The organism is Alterotamlana spongicola (genome assembly GCF_035818475.1).
GTDB lineage: Bacteria > Bacteroidota > Bacteroidia > Flavobacteriales > Flavobacteriaceae > Cognatitamlana.
Genome location: NZ_JAYMGV010000002.1, coordinates 84,503 through 102,935, shown reverse-complemented (window position 1 = coordinate 102,935; position 18,433 = coordinate 84,503). Strand labels below are relative to the sequence as shown.

Annotated in this window: 15 protein-coding genes; 8 read left to right on the top strand and 7 right to left on the bottom strand. The window is 32.9% G+C overall.

The features are described 5' to 3' along the window. Nucleotides 1-10: 10 nt before the first annotated feature. Nucleotides 11-1,387: a response regulator gene (locus VOI54_RS12825; protein WP_326283233.1), complete on the bottom strand. Its 1,377-nt coding sequence runs from the start codon at nucleotides 1,385-1,387 to the stop codon at nucleotides 11-13. 162 nt (nucleotides 1,388-1,549) lie between these two features. On the opposite strand from VOI54_RS12825, the gene VOI54_RS12820 reads away from it, so the two are divergent. Beyond that, complete coding sequence (locus VOI54_RS12820; protein ID WP_326283232.1) at nucleotides 1,550-2,590, top strand: GMP reductase; 1,041 nt, start codon at nucleotides 1,550-1,552, stop codon at nucleotides 2,588-2,590. Between the two features lie 9 nt (nucleotides 2,591-2,599). On the opposite strand, the gene VOI54_RS12815 is transcribed toward VOI54_RS12820, so the two are convergent. The 5 genes from VOI54_RS12815 to VOI54_RS12795 all read right to left on the bottom strand — a co-directional run bounded on the left by VOI54_RS12815 (nucleotide 2,600) and on the right by VOI54_RS12795 (nucleotide 11,264). Then, on the bottom strand, nucleotides 2,600-3,616 hold the full coding sequence (locus VOI54_RS12815; RefSeq protein WP_326283231.1) for an ATP-binding cassette domain-containing protein: 1,017 nt from the start codon (nucleotides 3,614-3,616) through the stop codon (nucleotides 2,600-2,602). A 228-nt stretch (nucleotides 3,617-3,844) separates the two neighbouring features. Beyond that, entirely contained in the window at nucleotides 3,845-4,705 is an 861-nt protein-coding gene (locus VOI54_RS12810; protein ID WP_326283230.1) for an N-acetylglucosamine kinase, read from the bottom strand. Nucleotides 4,706-4,792: 87 nt separating this feature from the next. After that, nucleotides 4,793-5,794 (bottom strand): type I glyceraldehyde-3-phosphate dehydrogenase, encoded by a 1,002-nt coding sequence (gene gap / locus VOI54_RS12805; RefSeq protein WP_326283229.1) that lies wholly within the window; start codon nucleotides 5,792-5,794, stop codon nucleotides 4,793-4,795. 17 nt (nucleotides 5,795-5,811) lie between these two features. Next, entirely contained in the window at nucleotides 5,812-6,798 is a 987-nt protein-coding gene (pfkA, locus tag VOI54_RS12800) for a 6-phosphofructokinase (RefSeq protein ID WP_326283228.1), read from the bottom strand. A gap of 146 nt (nucleotides 6,799-6,944) precedes the next feature. Further along, a complete protein-coding gene (locus VOI54_RS12795; protein ID WP_326283227.1) occupies nucleotides 6,945-11,264 on the bottom strand; it encodes a translocation/assembly module TamB domain-containing protein in 4,320 nt (1,439 codons plus the stop codon). A gap of 337 nt (nucleotides 11,265-11,601) precedes the next feature. Between VOI54_RS12795 and tsaD the strand changes: the two genes are divergently transcribed. The 7 genes from tsaD to VOI54_RS12760 all read left to right on the top strand — a co-directional run bounded on the left by tsaD (nucleotide 11,602) and on the right by VOI54_RS12760 (nucleotide 17,119). Then, the gene (tsaD, locus tag VOI54_RS12790) at nucleotides 11,602-12,624 is read left to right on the top strand and encodes a tRNA (adenosine(37)-N6)-threonylcarbamoyltransferase complex transferase subunit TsaD (protein WP_326283226.1); all 1,023 of its coding nucleotides are present in this window, start codon (nucleotides 11,602-11,604) and stop codon (nucleotides 12,622-12,624) included. 22 nt (nucleotides 12,625-12,646) lie between these two features. After that, entirely contained in the window at nucleotides 12,647-13,354 is a 708-nt protein-coding gene (locus VOI54_RS12785; protein WP_326283225.1) for a 16S rRNA (uracil(1498)-N(3))-methyltransferase, read from the top strand. A gap of 6 nt (nucleotides 13,355-13,360) precedes the next feature. Beyond that, on the top strand, nucleotides 13,361-14,005 hold the full coding sequence (locus VOI54_RS12780; RefSeq protein WP_326283224.1) for a DUF4159 domain-containing protein: 645 nt from the start codon (nucleotides 13,361-13,363) through the stop codon (nucleotides 14,003-14,005). 35 nt (nucleotides 14,006-14,040) lie between these two features. Next, on the top strand, nucleotides 14,041-14,232 hold the full coding sequence (locus VOI54_RS12775) for a hypothetical protein (protein WP_326283223.1): 192 nt from the start codon (nucleotides 14,041-14,043) through the stop codon (nucleotides 14,230-14,232). Nucleotides 14,233-14,261: 29 nt separating this feature from the next. Then, nucleotides 14,262-14,762, top strand: coding sequence for a TrmH family RNA methyltransferase (locus VOI54_RS12770; RefSeq protein WP_326283222.1), 501 nt, complete (start codon nucleotides 14,262-14,264; stop codon nucleotides 14,760-14,762). A gap of 82 nt (nucleotides 14,763-14,844) precedes the next feature. Beyond that, on the top strand, nucleotides 14,845-15,933 hold the full coding sequence (locus VOI54_RS12765; protein ID WP_326283221.1) for an AI-2E family transporter: 1,089 nt from the start codon (nucleotides 14,845-14,847) through the stop codon (nucleotides 15,931-15,933). Between the two features lie 7 nt (nucleotides 15,934-15,940). Further along, on the top strand, nucleotides 15,941-17,119 hold the full coding sequence (locus VOI54_RS12760; protein WP_326283220.1) for a THUMP-like domain-containing protein: 1,179 nt from the start codon (nucleotides 15,941-15,943) through the stop codon (nucleotides 17,117-17,119). 80 nt (nucleotides 17,120-17,199) lie between these two features. Here VOI54_RS12760 and VOI54_RS12755 read toward each other — a convergent pair whose 3' ends face one another. Continuing rightward, nucleotides 17,200-18,312: a hypothetical protein gene (locus VOI54_RS12755; protein WP_326283219.1), complete on the bottom strand. Its 1,113-nt coding sequence runs from the start codon at nucleotides 18,310-18,312 to the stop codon at nucleotides 17,200-17,202. Between the last annotated feature and the right edge of the window lie 121 nt (nucleotides 18,313-18,433).

The following is an 18,433-nucleotide window of genomic DNA, read 5'->3' as shown; positions in this document are numbered from 1 at the left end:
TTTCACTGCTCTATGCTGTGTTATTAGTTTTAGAATACTTTTTAATAAGTGCTTTCAATTTAGTAACTTCAATGGGTTTTGCTAAAAAGTCGTCTATTCCGGCAAGTTTTGCATTGTGAATATCATCTTCAAAAGCACTGGCAGATACCGCAACTATAGGGGTATGCTTAGTTTTATATTTCTTGGTTTCTTTAATAAATTTTGTAGCTTCATAGCCATCCATGTCCGGCATATATATATCCATAAAAATCATATCAAAATCTAATATTTTATACAGCTCCAAGGCTTCCAATCCATTTTTTACAAATGTGCAATCTGCTCCCTGGCGCTCAAGCAAAAATTTAATTACTTTTTGATTCATCCTATTATCCTCTGCAATCAACACATTAAACTTATCCGGCAAAATAGGTTTATTTTCTATTTCATTTACTCTTAAATTAAGTGTTTTCTTTAATTGCAAACTGAAATAAAATGTTGAACCTTCATTTTCTTTACTTTCTAATTTCAATTCGCCTCCCATTAACTCTATTAATTTATATGATATATATACTCCCATACCACTTCCTCTATAATCTCTCAATATATCAGTACTATATATAGAATTACTAAAAACCCGTTTCACTTCATCCGGGCGCATACCTACACCTGTATCTTTAATATAAAACGTTACTATCTGCTCATTATCAATACCTATAGACTGATCGACTATGATTGAAATCTTCCCGGAGTTTGTAAATTTAATAGCATTATTAATCAAATTAATTAAGACCTGTTGAATCCTAGTTGAGTCAGCTAAAACCAAAAATTTATCTTTCTCCTCCGATAAAAATGTATATTCAAATTTTAGTCCTTTTTCAAAAGCCTGATACTCAAATACTTTAAAAAGTTTTGATAAATCAGATTTTAAATCTGTGGTTACTAGATTTAGCTCTAAATTGTCATTTTCAACTTCTGCATTATCAGTTATCATTTTCACCAATTGCAATAAATGCCTTGAAGAATATTCAGCTATTTCTAACTGTGCCTTTTGGTCAATATCCAGGTCTGTTTGCTTTAACATATTTAACATCCCCAAAACGGTGCTTAAGGGCGTTCTAATCTCATAACTCATGTTTGTTAAGTAAATGGACTTTTGATCAGTCAGTTGCTCTACTTCATTCAAACTTTGCAACAACTCTTTTATTCTTAACTTTGAGTTGGTTATTATGACTTCATTCTTTAGTTGATTTTTTAAAAAATATTGTAATCCAAAGACCTGAATTACCGCCAGTATAAAAAGAAAAACTGCAGCTGTTTCGGTATATATCTCTTTTTCAAGAAAAGAATATCCTATAATCAGAATAGCAGCAATAGAAGTAAAAATAAAAAAGGACAGCTTCTTTTTCATTTTTATGGATTTAATAAATTTTGGAATTAAATTCATGTATTTTAACTGCTTTCAACAAACTTATTTATAATAAACTAATAAACAAAACTATTATAACCAATAAGCCTGAAACATGTTTTAATTTTTACTAATTTTAAAAATAAAAATTTCATTGATTATCATATGAGAATTGAATACGATATCAAGTTAGGGTTTAAAGATGTAATGATACGTCCTAAACGTTCAACCTTAAGAAGTAGGTCTGAAGTAAGTTTAGAGCGTAGTTTTAAATTCATGCATAGCTCTTATATCTGGACCGGGATTCCAATTATGGCAGCAAATATGGATACCGTAGGCACATTTGAGATGGCTAAAGCCTTATCTGAAAAGGGGTTATTTACAGCAATTCATAAACATTACTCCATCAACGATTGGAATACATTTTCTTCCAATTCACCCAAAGGCTTTGAAAATAATATTGCTGTTAGCACAGGAATCAGTGAGAGTGATTCTGAAAAACTTTTGCATATTTTCAGGAGCAACCCCAACTTAAAATTTATTTGTATTGACGTGGCCAATGGTTACTCAGAGTATTTTGCAGATTTTGTTAAACGTACCAGAGAACAATATCCTGATAAAGTAATTATTGCCGGAAATGTAGTTACCGGAGAAATGGTTGAAGAACTGTTACTTTCCGGAGCTGACATTGTTAAAGTTGGTATTGGCCCTGGTTCCGTTTGTACAACAAGGGTTAAAACCGGCGTAGGTTACCCGCAGCTTTCTGCTATTATTGAATGTGCAGATGCTGCTCATGGGCTTGGCGGACAAATAGTTAGCGATGGTGGTTGTGCTACTCCCGGTGATATAGCTAAAGCCTTTGGTGCTGGTGCAGATTTTGTAATGCTTGGCGGTATATTTGCCGGTCATGATGAAAGCGGCGGAGATATTATAGAAAAGAATGGTTTACCATATAGGAGATTTTACGGAATGAGTTCATCAATAGCTATGGAAAAGCATATAGGTGGTGTAGCTGAATACAGGGCTAGTGAAGGTAAGTCTGTTGAAGTTCCGTATAAAGGCCAGGTTGAAACTACAGTTCAGGATATTTTAGGTGGATTGAGAAGCACCTGCACTTATGTTGGTGCCGCCCGATTAAAAGAATTGACTAAACGAACTACTTTCATTAGAGTTAATGAGCAGGAAAATAGAGTTTACGATGAATAGGTAAATTATTTATAAGATTATTTTACCAATAGAGCCTTCCTTTTGGGGTACTAACTCATAAACACTTACCGGATTTAATCCCGGTTCTTTCCTATGGGATACGTATAATATAGCTGTATTACTTTCCAAAGCAATCTTATTAACCAATTCTGAAAATATTATCGCATCAGAATCATCAAGTCCGTTGGTAGGCTCATCCAGAATAAGCAAAGGCGGATGTTTAACCATAGCTCTGGCAATCAAAACCAAACGTTGATGTCCAATAGATAACGATAAAAAGTCTTTATCTTTCAATTTATAAAGCCCTAACAAACGCAGCCAATCATGCACAATAAATATTTGGCGTTCTGTTGGATACTTGTAAAGCCCGATAGAATCATAAAATCCGGACAGCATCATTTTTTCAATAGAATCCAATCGTCTAAATCCCCTTAAAACTTCGGAGGTATAATAGCCAATATTATTTTTAATATCCCATACGCTCTCCCCTGTTCCTTTTTTCATTCCGAACAGTTCTATATCCTGTCCATAAGCTTTAGGGTTATCGCCGGTAATTAAAGATAATATAGTACTTTTTCCTGATCCATTAGGTCCTATCAATTGCCAAAAATCACCTGTTTTAATCTCCCAGTTTATGTTCTTTAGAATGGCTCTTTCTCCATATGAGACTGTGACATTTGCGAACTTTACTAAGGGGTTTTTTAAGCTATCATTTATTTTTTCAGGCTTTGGTAATGCTTCAATAAATTTTTTACCTGGAAGGTTATCAACATTTTGATCTACTTCTATAAGTTGTTCGTCGCTAAATTGGTATATCTCCTTCACAAAGGTTAAAATATCCTTTCTTCTGGTTGCTATTTGAATTATGGGTATACGTTTACCCAGATCGGTTAATATCTTTTTTACCTCTTCCTGAAAGTCAATGTCTAAACTATCAAATACATTATCAACTATAATATATTCCGGGTTTTGTAAAATTATATGATTTATGAGTGCTCGCTTTCTTTCACCTTGGGAAGAATGCAATAAGCTATTTTTTACGCTGGTCTGAATACTAAAATCATCGTGCAGAATTTCTTCCCGAATTAATTTATTTAAAGTTATTTCAGAAAAAAGTGCGCCTTTTAAGTTGGAAAAACCTTCAAGAACATCTCCAGATATAATACGCTTAATAAGTGCTTTTTTATCTTCTTTGTTTGAAATATAAAGCGCTATATGTTTAATTAATATGGATGTATCGCTCTTTGAAATAATTTATAAATCTTTTGTATGAAATGGAATCAACCCGTCAATGGGGCGTCTTTCAAAATTACCAACTTTAAAGCCCATTTCTTCTGCAACTTCTTTTATTTCCTTTTGAGAAAAATATGCAATAGAACCTGCAAAGTGCACAGGAGCAGTTTTTAATTCCTCCTTATATTGCATAATCATATTTTTTGCAAATAGCCTAATACCATCTTTAATAAGATTAATTGTGTATTCTGAATCTTTGTGTAAAAACATAAACTCTGCGAAATTAGCCAAATATGCATTGGGGTTTGGCTGTTTATACAAATTGTATTTAATATAATCAGAATCTAAATTAAACTTCGCCCCAAACGCTACTTTCACATTTTCAGGCATATGATTATAATAATAATCTCTAATTAACTGCTTGCCATAGTAGTTACCAGCAGCATCATCCATAAGTGTATAACCTAATGATTTTACACGTTGGTGTAATACCTCTCCATCATAATAGCTACAATTAGACCCTGTACCCATTATACAAACAACAGCAGCTTCTTTGGGATGGTTTATAGTTGAATAAACTGCAGCCAAAGTATCTTCATTCACCTCAACATGTGCATTTACAAAAATACCTTCTAACACGCCTTTTAATAACTCACTTGGCTTTTCAGTACCACAACCAGCTCCATAAAAAAACACATGAGTAACTTTTTGTCTGTTACTCTTTAGCTCATTGCTTTTCTTAATTATTTTTTTCAGCTTTTTTTCAGGTAAAATAGCAGGATTAAGTCCTTTAGTCCGAACCTTTTCCATCAACTTGTTTCCTTTATTATCTACTGCAATCCAGTCTGATTTGGTAGAACCACTATCAACAATTAAAATCATAATATTTAGATATAAAAAAACTCCACAGAATACTGTGTTATTAACACAATAACTCTATGGAGTTATTATTATTTATTAATTAATATACTATACAGATGCAATATGTTGAGCTAAATCAACTAATTTAGTTGAGTAACCAAACTCATTGTCATACCAAGATACTAATTTAAAGAAATTATCGTTTAAAGCAATACTTGCACCGGCATCAAATACACTAGTTTGAGCTTCTGATACAAAATCCTGAGATACTACTAACTCTTCAGTATATCCTAAAACACCATCTAGCGCACCTTCTGAAGCTGATTTTAAAGCCGCTTTTACTTCATCCCATGAGGCAGATTTCTCAGTTCTTACTGTTAAATCAACAACAGATACATCTTGAGTTGGTACTCTAAATGCCATACCTGTTAACTTTCCGTTTAATTCTGGAATAACTTTCCCTACCGCTTTTGCAGCACCGGTTGATGAAGGAATGATATTAGCTAAAGCACTTCTTCCTCCTCTCCAATCTTTTCTAGAAGGACCATCAACAGTCATTTGAGTAGCTGTTGTAGCATGAACAGTAGTCATTAACCCTTCTACAATTCCAAAGTTATCATCAATAACTTTAGCTAACGGTGCTAAACAGTTAGTTGTACATGATGCATTAGATACAATAGTATCATTAGCAGTAATTTTGTCATGATTTACTCCCATAACAAACATTGGGGCATCTGCAGATGGTGCTGAAATTGCAACTTTTTTAGCTCCAGCTGTAATGTGTGCTTGGGCCTTATCTAAAGTTGTAAAGATACCTGTACAGTCTAAAACAACCTCTGCTCCTACTGCATCCCATTTTAAATCTTCCGGGTTACGCTCAGCTGTAATTCTGATTTCGTTACCGTTTACTACTAAGTTACCATTGTTTATATCAACTGTACCGTTAAATCTTCCGTGTACAGAATCGTATTTTAATAAATAAGCTAAGTGATCAACATCTAATAAATCGTTGATTCCTACTACTTCAATATCAGGTCTTGAAACTGCAACTCTAAATGCAATTCTACCTATTCTACCAAATCCGTTAATTCCAATTTTTAATTTTGACATAATCGTGTTTATAAATGTTAAGTGCTCATGATATCTGAGACACGCAATAATTCTAAATTTATTTTTGTTTTTCCTTTAATGGCATTATCTAAAGGGGTTAATTCCATTTTACCGTTTTGCAAACCTACCATGTAATTACTTTCCCCATCTAAAATAGATTCAACCGCTTTTACCCCCATTCTACTGGCTAAAACCCTATCAAAGCATGATGGAGCTCCACCACGTTGCATATGACCTAGTACTGATACCCTTACATCATAACCTTCCATATTCTCATCTACATAGTCTTTAAGTTCAAAAATATTTTTTCCTATTTTATCCCCCTCAGCTACAATAACAATACTTGAGGTTTTTCCAGATTTTCTACTCTTGTTTAGGGATTCTACCAGTCTGTCTAGACCTAAGTCTTCTTCGGGAATTAAAATCTCTTCAGCTCCTCCGGCAATCCCCGCATTTAAAGCAATATGACCAACGTCGCGCCCCATAACTTCTATAAAGAATAACCTGTTATGTGAACTTGCAGTATCTCTTATCTTATCTATAGCATCAACTACGGTGTTAAGTGCTGTATCAAAGCCTAAGGTATGTGTGGTACCAAAAATATCATTGTCAATTGTTCCCGGAATACCCATTACCGGAAAACCAAATTCCTGGTTAAAAATAAGTGCTCCGGTAAATGATCCGTCACCTCCTATGACTACCAAACCATCAACTCCTTCACTTTTTAGGTTTTGAAAAGCCTTTTGCCTTCCTTCCTTAGTTCTAAATTCTTTTGAACGTGCTGATTTAAGTATGGTTCCACCTTTATTTATAATTCCTTTTACACTTCGTGCTCCCAACAGGTTAAAATCACCTTCTATTAAGCCTTCATATCCTTTATAAACACCATAACATTCAACTCCATGATAAGCACAAGTTCTAACAACTGAACGAACAGCAGCATTCATACCCGGAGAGTCACCTCCCGATGTTAAAACTGCTAATTTTTTTATTGTTTCTGGCATTAATTTTTAATTTTTGTTGTGTAAAACTACTAAACAAAAACCACTTTTCTATAACATATATCATATTTTAAGAAGAGTTTAAAAACTACAACGTTTTAGTTGATAAAAAAAACATAATTAACTAAAAATGACCGCGAAAACAGGCTCTATTTCTCTGAAGATGGCTTAACTGAAATATAATTTGGAAGCACATTCTCTTCTTCATTTTCAGAATTCTCATTAACAATTTCTTCCTCTTTTTCAGATTTTTTAAAAAGCTTTTGAAGGAGTTCTTTAAAGGTATCAAAATCTACATTATAAGCAATTCCAACGCCTTGAGTATAACCAATATCTTCACCAAAATTTCTAATACTGTTCTCTCTATTAAATACGTTGGCAGTTAATGAGCCTTCATCATTCAATAAAAACGAAATTTCCACATCTCCGGCTACTACAGTTTGAGACGCTCCTCCCCCTCCAACCGGTACTCCAACCTTGCCATTAATTGAAACACGATCGCTTATTTGTGTTTGTAGTGTAACCCCAACTCTATCATCCGTCTGATAATCCGGCCTGTTTTGCCCTGCTTCATAATTTAAGCCTATATTAAACTTACTATCACCTCCTGAGAAAATACCATTTACTATACCGTTGAGCCTCTCTGCAATGGTTCCTGAAAAGCTAAGATCGTTTAATCCACTGGAAAAAGACGCTGTAGATAATAAATACAAAGCCTGATTTTGCTTATCTTCTTTGGACTGTAATCTGTAATTCAACTCTGACTTTACCGTAGAATTTACATTTGGAAAGTCAAAATCAAATTCCGGCTCAGGCTGTTCCAGTTCACCAACCAGTGTTATTTGAAGTTCAACCGGTATGGTTCTGTTAATAGGTGTATCTAATAGTGGCGAAGGGTTTGCTCGGGTTTTATAAACGGCTAACATATCTATAGTTGTATTCCTCAAAGGGTTTCCATTCCATGCAATGGTTCCTCCGGGTTGTACTTCAAATTGTTTTTGAACCAAACCGCCATAAGCAAAATTGTATACCCCTTCAAATACTGCAAAATCTCCCCACATATCAAATTTACCATTCGTATTTATAGATACTAAAAGCCCACCTCTTCCCCGGCCTTTTAATGAATGTCCTGTGCTTTTATCTATGATTAACTCTACCTCAGCATCTTCAGTGACATCTAAATCAAAATCTAACTCCAGCCCATCTATCTCATTAAAAACCAGATCCATACCTTCTTTTTGAGCTCTTTTTTCTTCTTTAGTTATAAAATGGATATAGGTGTTATCTCCAAAGGATGCCGCATCACTTAACGGTATTTTAAATACTGTTCCTGCTTCTGTTGTTCCTGTAACATCAATCACTAATTGTTCTGTAGGCCCATAAATGCTTGCTCTTCCGCCTATAAACCCGGTTCCATAATACAATGCTTCCTCGGTTTCCTGAGTATCTAAAATAAGTAACCGAGATGTGCTGATATCTAAACCTAAGCCCCATTTTGAAAAATTAACATGGCTTATAGTACCGTTAAGTCTCCCTTTTGACTTATATTTCACATCGGTAAGGCCTATATTATTAAACTCGAAGGTTTGATTCTTTAGAGTAAGCGACGCCTTATTGTTAAAGTCATAGTCTACATTTAAATAAGGAATTGCTAAACCTGCATTGGTTAATACTAAATCGCCATTAAAATCCGGACGTTTTAAATTACCATCAACTTTAACCTTGCCTGTAACCTCTCCTCTGATATTTGATAAAATACCGGCCAAAAGTGGATTTAGCGGGTACAATTTAAACGCATTAAAATCAAGATCTACATCAATTTCAGAGCGGTTTTCTAACACATTAATCTTTCCTTTTGCACTAAAGGACTTTGAGGTATCATCTTTTATAGTGGCATTTACTCCATAATTAGACAATGTTTCATTTCCTGAAATATTAGCGTCAAATGAGCCTAACAAAAAATCATTAACCTTAAAGCCATCAATAACTATGCTTGAATTAGGAAGATAGCTCCCATTTTGCTGAAGTATATCCAATTTACCATTTACATTACCGGCTAAACTCAAACTATCAATATCAGGAGTAATTTTGGCCAGATCTACATTTGTAAAATCCAGATTGATATCTTTTTGCGTGGAATCTTTAATAAAGCCCGAAAGATGTATTTCTTCGTTGTTATGATTTACCTTAAACTTATCAATATCAAACTTACTTAGTTTTTTATCAAATGAAACCTTATGGTGTTCATCATCATTTTCATTTATTAACCATTTATTGTTTTTTATGGTAAAATCTGATTTTTTAAATCCTACAACAGACTCACTGTCTTCATTTATTGTATGGTAAAAACTTAAATTAAACCTGTCATTATTGCGTTTCCCTCCCTTAAACTCTGAACGCATAAATAAAGTGTCATTTACCGTAATATTTATCAGATTAAAATCTGACACGTTATAGTACTTGGTATTTAACCTATCAATCTCTACATAAGTGTCAAATACCGGGTTACTATTATCTACCTGTAATTCTATATTGTTGGCTAAATAATCAAATAGTTTAATCTTTGGCGATTTAAATGTTAATTTAAACTGTCTTTCATCACTTTCTACTCTACCTCTAATAAAGGTATTTTTTCCAAGTTCTACTTCCGGATAAATAACTTCAACTATTTTGTTATAAACCTTAAAATTAAAATCTATGCCCTGGTCTATTTCTACTTCATGAGGAATATAGTTTGAATATACATAGCCAATTGAATTCTCAAATAACTTTTTCAAATCCTTTAAAAAGAACCGTCCTCTCAAGTCACCCTGAATGATATCCGGAGAATTAAACGAGACGTAACGTATTTTATCTTCAAATCTTGAGGTTATATCAAACTTATCAAACCTATACGTATCGTTCACATTTCTATAAACTGTGTTTTTAAAAGATATTCTTCCATAAGCATCATCAAAACTACCGGCATTCATGTTCATTTGGACCCTACTTGAAAAGACCGATATACTATCCTTTTTAACAAAGTTCAGGGTATTTAAATTTGCATAATCTACAACAGCTTCAAAATCATACTTTTTGGTATATTCAGAAAAATCTACTAATCCGTTAAATATCATTTTCAAATTTCTGTCATTTACTATAAGATTACCATCAAATATTTTATTCATAACATTTCCGGCAACCTTTATTCCTGAATAACTGTAATCATTATATTCCATTTGAAAAATATCACCCTTAACTTTGGTATCTATATTTTCTGCAGTAAATCCTTGACCATTAACATCAAAATTCAATGACCCAAATCCTACTTTAGGTGCATTTAAAAATGTACCAAAATCAAATTCCTCAAAAATCACATTTCCTTTATAGGCGCTATTATCAATATCATTGATCTTATCTACTTCTAGATTTGAGTCAACTAACCCCAACTCGGTTTTTATTTTTATATTGGCAATTACTTTTGATGCGGTAATTTGTGTGTTTCCAGTAATAGTAAATTTCCCGAGAGTTTCAAAGGATGTGGGAATAGATTTCCCTAAAACATTTGGTAACAGCCCTTTTAAATCCCTATATGTTGAAGATAAGCTTTTAAAGTCTCCTTTCATATAAAAATTATTAGGTTCTGAGTTGAATAAATTCTTGAAACTTACGTTACCATAGCCTCTGGTGTTAGTACTCGTATTTAGCCTGAAATCGGTAGCCTTCAAATCGTTTAAAGTCCCTGAAAGATCAACACTAAATCTAACTTTTTGATTAGTTCCAAACTCATTATAAAACGTATTGAGTTCATCCAATAAAACATCAGACTCCTTGAAACTTGCTGACACTAAAACCTTATCAGTGAAATACTGTAGATCTTCCCTGTTATAGGAGAACTTCAAATCGCCTTTTAAAACTGAATTTGGTGTTTTTATTTGGAGATTTGCAAATGTCATGTCCTTTAAAGTATATGCAAAGTCCGTCATAAGATTTTTCATTTGCAGGCCCCTCCATTCTTCAAAATTCAATGTGTTTATTCTTGCACTAACATCACTGCCATGTATTAAAAAATTAGTGGCATTTATATTTAAATTTTTAAAATGAAGCTGTTTTACAGTTTCTCTATTTTCATTGGACAAACTAAAAACCCCATTATAAATGGATACATCACTTGACGATAATAAAAAGTCGCTTTTTTCTTGTTTAGGATTATCAGTCTCAAACCTATTTACAAAAACATCAAGGTTAGTATCATTTTCACCCTTATACGTCTTTATATTAAAAACCAGACCTTCAATATCAATATCTCCAAAAACTAAATCACCGCTTGATAGATTTTTAAAGTTTAATATTGAGGTGTTAAGCTCTTCTATGGCTATTAGCGTGTCTTTTCTATAATCCTCAATAAAAATTTCCTTTAACTCAATATCTCCATTAAACTGTAAACTAACTCTATTGATGTTGATATTTGTTTTAAAATCGTCATTCAACCTTTTAGTAACATAATTACCCAATCTTGTTTGCACAAAAGGAATAGACAACACCAACACTAATATGATGAATAACAGTAGAAGAATACCTGCTACTTTTGATAGTATTTTTAGAAATTTCTTGATAGTTGTTAAAATTATAATTTTAAATAAGAATAAACTACACTTCTTTAGTTAATATCAATTGCAGGTCAGAGTCTTAGTAATCCTTATTATCCTAGCCTCTATAATTCTCATTAAAAAAATAAATGAGTAGTTTTGCATTGACGTTTAAAACCAATATTTGAAGGGTTTATTCGTTTTCAAAATTAACAATTATTATGCCTAATTTTTATTAATGTTTTCAGAAAATATTTATATCCTAGGAATTGAATCATCTTGTGATGATACCGCCGCATCTGTAATACATAACGGACGGATTTTAAGTAATGTTGTAGCCAACCAAAAAATACACGAAGAATATGGTGGTGTGGTGCCGGAATTAGCTTCAAGAGCACACCAGCAAAACATTGTTCCTGTGGTATCTCAAGCACTGAAAAAAGCAAACATTACTAAAGACCAACTTCATGCCATAGCATTTACCAGGGGACCAGGCCTAATGGGGAGTTTATTGGTAGGAACCTCATTTGCAAAATCATTGGCTTTTGGGTTGAATATCCCTTTAATAGATGTCAATCATATGCAAGGGCATATTTTAGCTCATTTTATTGATGAAGATGGGTTTGATAAGCCGCCTTTTCCGTTTTTAGCGATGACCATTTCCGGAGGGCATACCCAAATTGTAAGGGTTGACCACTATTTTAAGATGACCGTTATTGGTGAAACCATAGATGATGCCGTTGGTGAAGCTTTTGATAAAAGTGGAAAAATACTGGGCTTAGGTTATCCTGCAGGTCCGGAAATTGATAAACGTGCTAAACTGGGAAATCCTAAGGCATTTAAATTTACCAAGCCCAAAGTAGACGGTTTGAATTTTAGTTTTTCCGGTTTAAAAACGGCCATTCTATACTTTATACAAAGAGAAGTAAAAGCTAATCCTAAATTTATTGAAGACAACTTAAATGATATTTGTGCTTCCATTCAACATACCATAATTGGGATTTTAATAGACAAATTAAAAATAGCATCTAAAGAAACAGGTATAAAGCATATTGCTATTGGTGGCGGAGTTTCGGCAAACTCTGGTATACGTCAGGCTTTAAAGGATGGGGAACAAAAATTTGGATGGACTACTTACATTCCAAAATTTGAATTCACAACAGATAACGCAGCCATGATTGCTATTGTGGGATATTTAAAATATCTAGAAAGTGATTTTGCCAAACAAGATGTTATAGCTTCCGCACGATTAAAGATTTAAAAAATGTTCCTATTTTAGCCCTATGCAACTTTTTTATAACCCGGACCTAACCGAAACCAGTACTCAGTTTTCCTTTCAAAAAGATGAAAGCAGGCATATTGTAAAAGTTCTGCGTAAAACATCCGGTGACCAACTTCATATCACAAATGGAAAAGGCTGGTTATTTACCGCAGAAATTACCATACCTGCTATAAATAAATGTATAGCGGTTGTGGTTTCTAAACAACTAAAACCTAAGCCTAAAAATTATTTACATCTGGCTGTTGCTCCTACTAAAATGAATGATCGTTACGAATGGTTTATAGAAAAGGCTACGGAAATTGGAGTTGATAGCATCACTCCTATTATTTGTGACCATAGCGAACGTAAAGTGATCAAACCAGAACGTTTTGAACGCATATTGCAGTCTGCTATGAAACAATCATTAAGTTGCTACCTTCCTAAACTTAATTCGGCAATTAGTTTTAAGGATTTTATAGCTAAGGATTTTTCTGGTGACCTGTTTATTGCACATTGTGAAGATACAAACAGAAAATCTTTAAAAGAGTTATTAAACCCCAACACAGACATCACCATCCTGATTGGCCCCGAAGGCGACTTTAGCACAAAAGAAATTGATTTAGCACTTCAAAAAAAATTTATTCCTGTAACTTTGGGAGAAACCAGATTAAGAACAGAAACAGCAGCTATTGTGGCCTGTCACTCAGTAGTTTTTATAAATGAATCTTAAAGAATTATGAAAAAAGTAATCCTGCTTTTAACTTTTAACTTTCTACTTTTAGCTTTATCTGCACAAGAATTAGCTGTTCTAAAATACAAAGGCGGAGGTGACTGGTATAGCAACCCTACGGCCTTACCTAACCTTATTAAGTTTTGTAATGATCATATAGATACTAAAATAAATACTAAGCCTCAAACCGTTGAAGTTGGCAGTCCTGATATTTTTCAATTTCCGCTACTGCATATGACAGGTCACGGAAATGTTTTTTTTAGTGATCATGATGCTGAAAATTTACGTAATTACCTGATATCCGGCGGGTTTTTACATATTGATGATAACTATGGGATGTATCCATATATTACAAAAGAACTTAAAAAAGTATTTCCAAATATAGACTTAGTTGAAATCTCAAGTCAACATCAGATTTTTAATAGTGTTTATAAGTTTCCTAATGGCTTGCCAAAAATTCATGAACATGATGGTAAACGCCCACAAGCACTGGGTATTTTTTATGAAGACCGATTAATCCTGTTGTTAACCTATGAAAGTGACCTGGGAGATGGTTGGGAAGATCCGGAAGTACATAATGACCCTGAAGATATTAGAGAAAAAGCTCTAAGAATGGGTGCCAATATTATTAAATATGCCTTTGAGAGTTAAGAAATAGAAACAAAAAATCAAGCTTTATAAGCATCATGAAAAAATTCCCACTTAGCTTTAAAATTACTGCGCTAGTATTAACCATGGCATTTCTCTTTATAAAAATGGAATCCATCAATTCACATACTTATAAAGTTGGTATTGACAGTTATCATTATAAATATGGTTGTTTTGGAAGTTACCCTTCACATTTAGCCGTAAAGTGTAGTATAACAGGTTGCTATTAACTATTTCATTTTTATTTTAAACCAAATAAATGCAGCTCAATCACTATAATACTAGCTTTAAAAAAAGAACTTTTCCAATCATTTTGGTTTGCGATAACGTAACCAACGCACCTAATATTGGAAGCTTATTTAGGGTTTCTGATGCGTTTGGAGTTGAAAAACTCATACTTTGCGGAAGCGATATTTGCCTAGGTAGAAAAATGGCAAAAACATCACGTGCAACCGAAAAAGTTGTGGATTATCAGATTAGTGAGTCTGCAGCAGCAGTGGCAGAGGATCTAAAAAAACTCAATTATCAAATCATTTCACTTGAGATTACCAGTAATAGTAAACCCATTCACAACTTTAAATTTTTAAATAAAAGACCGATTGCATTAGTTATTGGTGATGAGAATTTTGGTGTTTCAGAGCATATATTATCACTTTCGGATGATGTAATTCATGTTGATATGTTTGGTCAAAACAGTAGTATGAATGTGGTTCAAGCTACTAATATTGCACTTTATGAAATGACTAAACAATTGCTCTGACTAATTGTAAACCTATATTCTTTTTTTCTTATTTCGCTCTTTAAATCTAAATGACTAGATTTACTTCATAAAAGTTAAAAAATTGAATTCCAACACCATTTCTAACGGTATTTTAAGAGCTGTAGCTATTATATTAGGTATAGCTTTACTATTATATTTTTTAAATCAGATTCAGTCTGTTATTGGCTATATTGCCATTGCTGCAGTTATTTCCCTGATAGGAAGACCAATAGTATTATTCTTAGAACATAAGTTAAAATTTAAAAATACCTTGGCAGTTATTGTAACCATGCTTCTCTTATTGGGAATTTTTATTGGATTGGTTGGTTTATTTATTCCATTGATTATAAAGCAGGGAAAAAACTTATCATTGTTAAACATCAATGAATTACAGGTAAACATTGAAAATTTATATAGGGAAATTATAAACTATTTTGATTTGCGCCATATTAATGTTGAGGAATCTTTAAATACCTCTAATTGGTTTTCAAAAATCGATTTTTCTCTTATTCCAAATTTTTTAAATTCAATAATTAGTGGCTTAGGGAGTTTTAGTATTGGACTATTTTCTGTTCTTTTTATATCTTTTTTCTTTTTAAAGGACAGTAGATTATTTGAAAACGGACTTTTAACATTTATTCCTGATAACAAAGAATCCCGATGGAAGAGTTCTTTTGAAAAGATCAAAGATTTGCTATCAAGATATTTTGTCGGATTAATTTTTCAAATTCTCATACTATTCATAATTTATACGATAGGCCTGTTAATTATTGGTGTTGAAAACCCAATAGTAATAGCCTTTTTATGTGCATTACTTAACCTAATTCCATACGTAGGCCCTTTAATTGGTGCTTTTTTAATGCTCACACTTACCATGACCAGTAATTTAGGCACTTCATTTAGCCAGGTTATTTTACCAAAAACATTTTGGGTACTTATTGTGTTTATAATTGGTCAGTTGGTTGATAATTTTGGGAGTCAGCCTATTATATTTTCTAAAAGTGTAAAATCACATCCTTTAGAAATATTTTTGGTCATATTAATCACCGGAATTCTATTTGGTGTCATAGGATTGATTATTGCTGTGCCCGCTTATACATCTATTAAGGTCATTCTAAAAGCCTTTTTATCTGAAAATAAGATCGTCAAAAAACTGACTAAAGACCTCTGATTTTATTTTGAATTCAGTTATTTTAAATACTAAAATTCAGGAATTTATAAATGAACATTTAAAGTCAGATATTTCATCTTTATTATTAAAGGGCATTTCATTTTCTGGAGTAGAAACAAAAGAAATTATAGAGCAAATAGAAGCTAAAAAGCGTAGTGAGAAGAAATTACCTTCATGGTTTAATTGTAAAAACATCTATTATCCAAACAAATTAAACATTGAGCAAACTTCTTCTGAACTCACCGCAAAATTTAAATCCGAATTAATAACCGGCGATTCAATAATAGATTTAACAGGAGGATTTGGGGTAGATTGCTATTATTTTTCAAGACGATTTAAAATAGTTGAACATTGTGAGATAAATAAAAAGCTTTCAGACATTGCAAAACATAATTTTAAACAATTTAAAATTAACCATGTAGAAACCACTTCATTGAATGGTATTGAGAACCTTAAAACTTCGAATAAACATTATGATTGGATTTATATAGATCCTTCCAGGCGGCATGACACTAAAGGAAAGGTTTTTTTACTAAACGATTGTCAGCCTAATATACCCAAGCATCTTGACCTGCTATTTAAACGGTCAAAAAACATCATGGTTAAAACTTCGCCATTACTGGATATATCTAATGGAGTTAAGGAACTAACCCATGTAAAAACTATTTATGTAGTGGCCATTAATAATGAAGTAAAAGAGCTACTTTGGATTCTAGAAAACAAATTTGAAGATGACATCACTATTAAAACGGTTAATATTAAAAATGAAAAAGCAGAGCACTTTACCACGTCTATAAGCTACGAAAAAGCCTCTGATTCTGAATATCACAAACCACTCTCTTATCTGTATGAGCCAAACTCAGCGGTGTTAAAAGCCGGAGCTTTTAACTCAATTTCAAAAAAACTAAACGTTTATAAACTTCATAAACACTCTCACTTATACACACATAAGGCTTTAGTTGAATTCCCGGGCAGACGCTTTAAAATTGAAGGTATATGTCCTTACAATAAAAAAGACTTAAAGAAATTGGCTATTACAAAAGCTAACATTACTACAAGAAATTTCCCTGAAACGGTGCAGCAAATCAGAAAGAAGCATAAAATTAAGGATGGTGGCGAAGATTATTTATTCTTCACAACCGATATGGAAAATAATAGAGTTGTTATATGTACAACTAAAGTATAAAGTATAATTCCAGGGGTATAAAAAAGCTCTATTTAAATTCTTATAAATAGTGCTTTTAATATTCTATATATCTTTCCTTCTTATTTTAAAGCAGCATCTAAAGGTCCACTAATTAAAGTTCCCAGTTGATTAGTAGCTTCCCAGAAATTAAAAAATTCATCATCTCCATCATCTCCAGCCAATGTAAGCCACTCTACATGCTCATTAAACAAATCAAAATCAGCTTTAACCGGTTTTTTATTATCCAATAATACCACTAAAATTTTAAATGATTGTGTATTATTAACCGGGTTATCTTCGGTAATACCTCTAACATTTATTTCAAAATCTTTAATAGACATTTTTTCAATTTTATCGGCTGAAAAACGAGTAAACCCTTCCCCTGTTGATGGCGTATATTCAGAATACAAATGCTCCGCATTAGTTGGCATCCACACATAACCAGCCTGGTCCCATGAAATAAACCCCATTTCAAACATGGATTGCCCATTATAAGGAATGGTATTTCCGCCGTTGGCTACTCTGCCAAATTTATCTGTTTCAAAAATTCCGCCATCCCCTAAGGTTGTAGCCACTGTTGTAGATGTTTCAGAATCATAGGCCTCTACGGTAACTTCTTTTAATTTTTCTCCATTACCCCCACCTAAAGGGTCTCGTCCATCCGAATCGGGATGTAATCCGGGAGCATTAGCGGCACTAGAGTATAAATAAAGCCCTTTATGCGGCGTCCATCTATGTCCTAATTCATGCATTGTTGGTCCATGCTTAACCGATCTTTTGTGCGTTAAATGTATGATTCCGTTCAATTTAGATGCAAAGCCAAAATACCCATTAGTACTTATTCCTGAGTAACTAAAACCCGGATTCTCTTCTGTATTAGTAACCAGAATTACCCAATCAAATTCATCTTTAAAGGTTTCATAGAGTTTTTCGGTAATATCAAACCTTGCATCATCATCAAATTCATTGGGATCATCAACACTCAAATTATCCGGTAAAACCATATGAATGCTATTTTTACTCTCATGCATTGTTATGGTAAACGGTTCTATATCTGAATCATCATTGTTATTATCGTTATCATCAATAGTTTCTTTATCATTTAAATCTTCAAGGGACTCCTCGTTGCTACAATTCGTAATTAAAAAAAATAGAGAGATTAAAGAAAGTGCTAATACGCTTTTAAGTTTCATCTTTATAGATTTTTGGGGTTAAGCAAATTAACATTTAAAACAACAACTTATGAAACTGTTGTTCAAAAAATCGACTAAACATCAACAATAAAAGCATTTCACATGTCTTTTTTTGCATTTT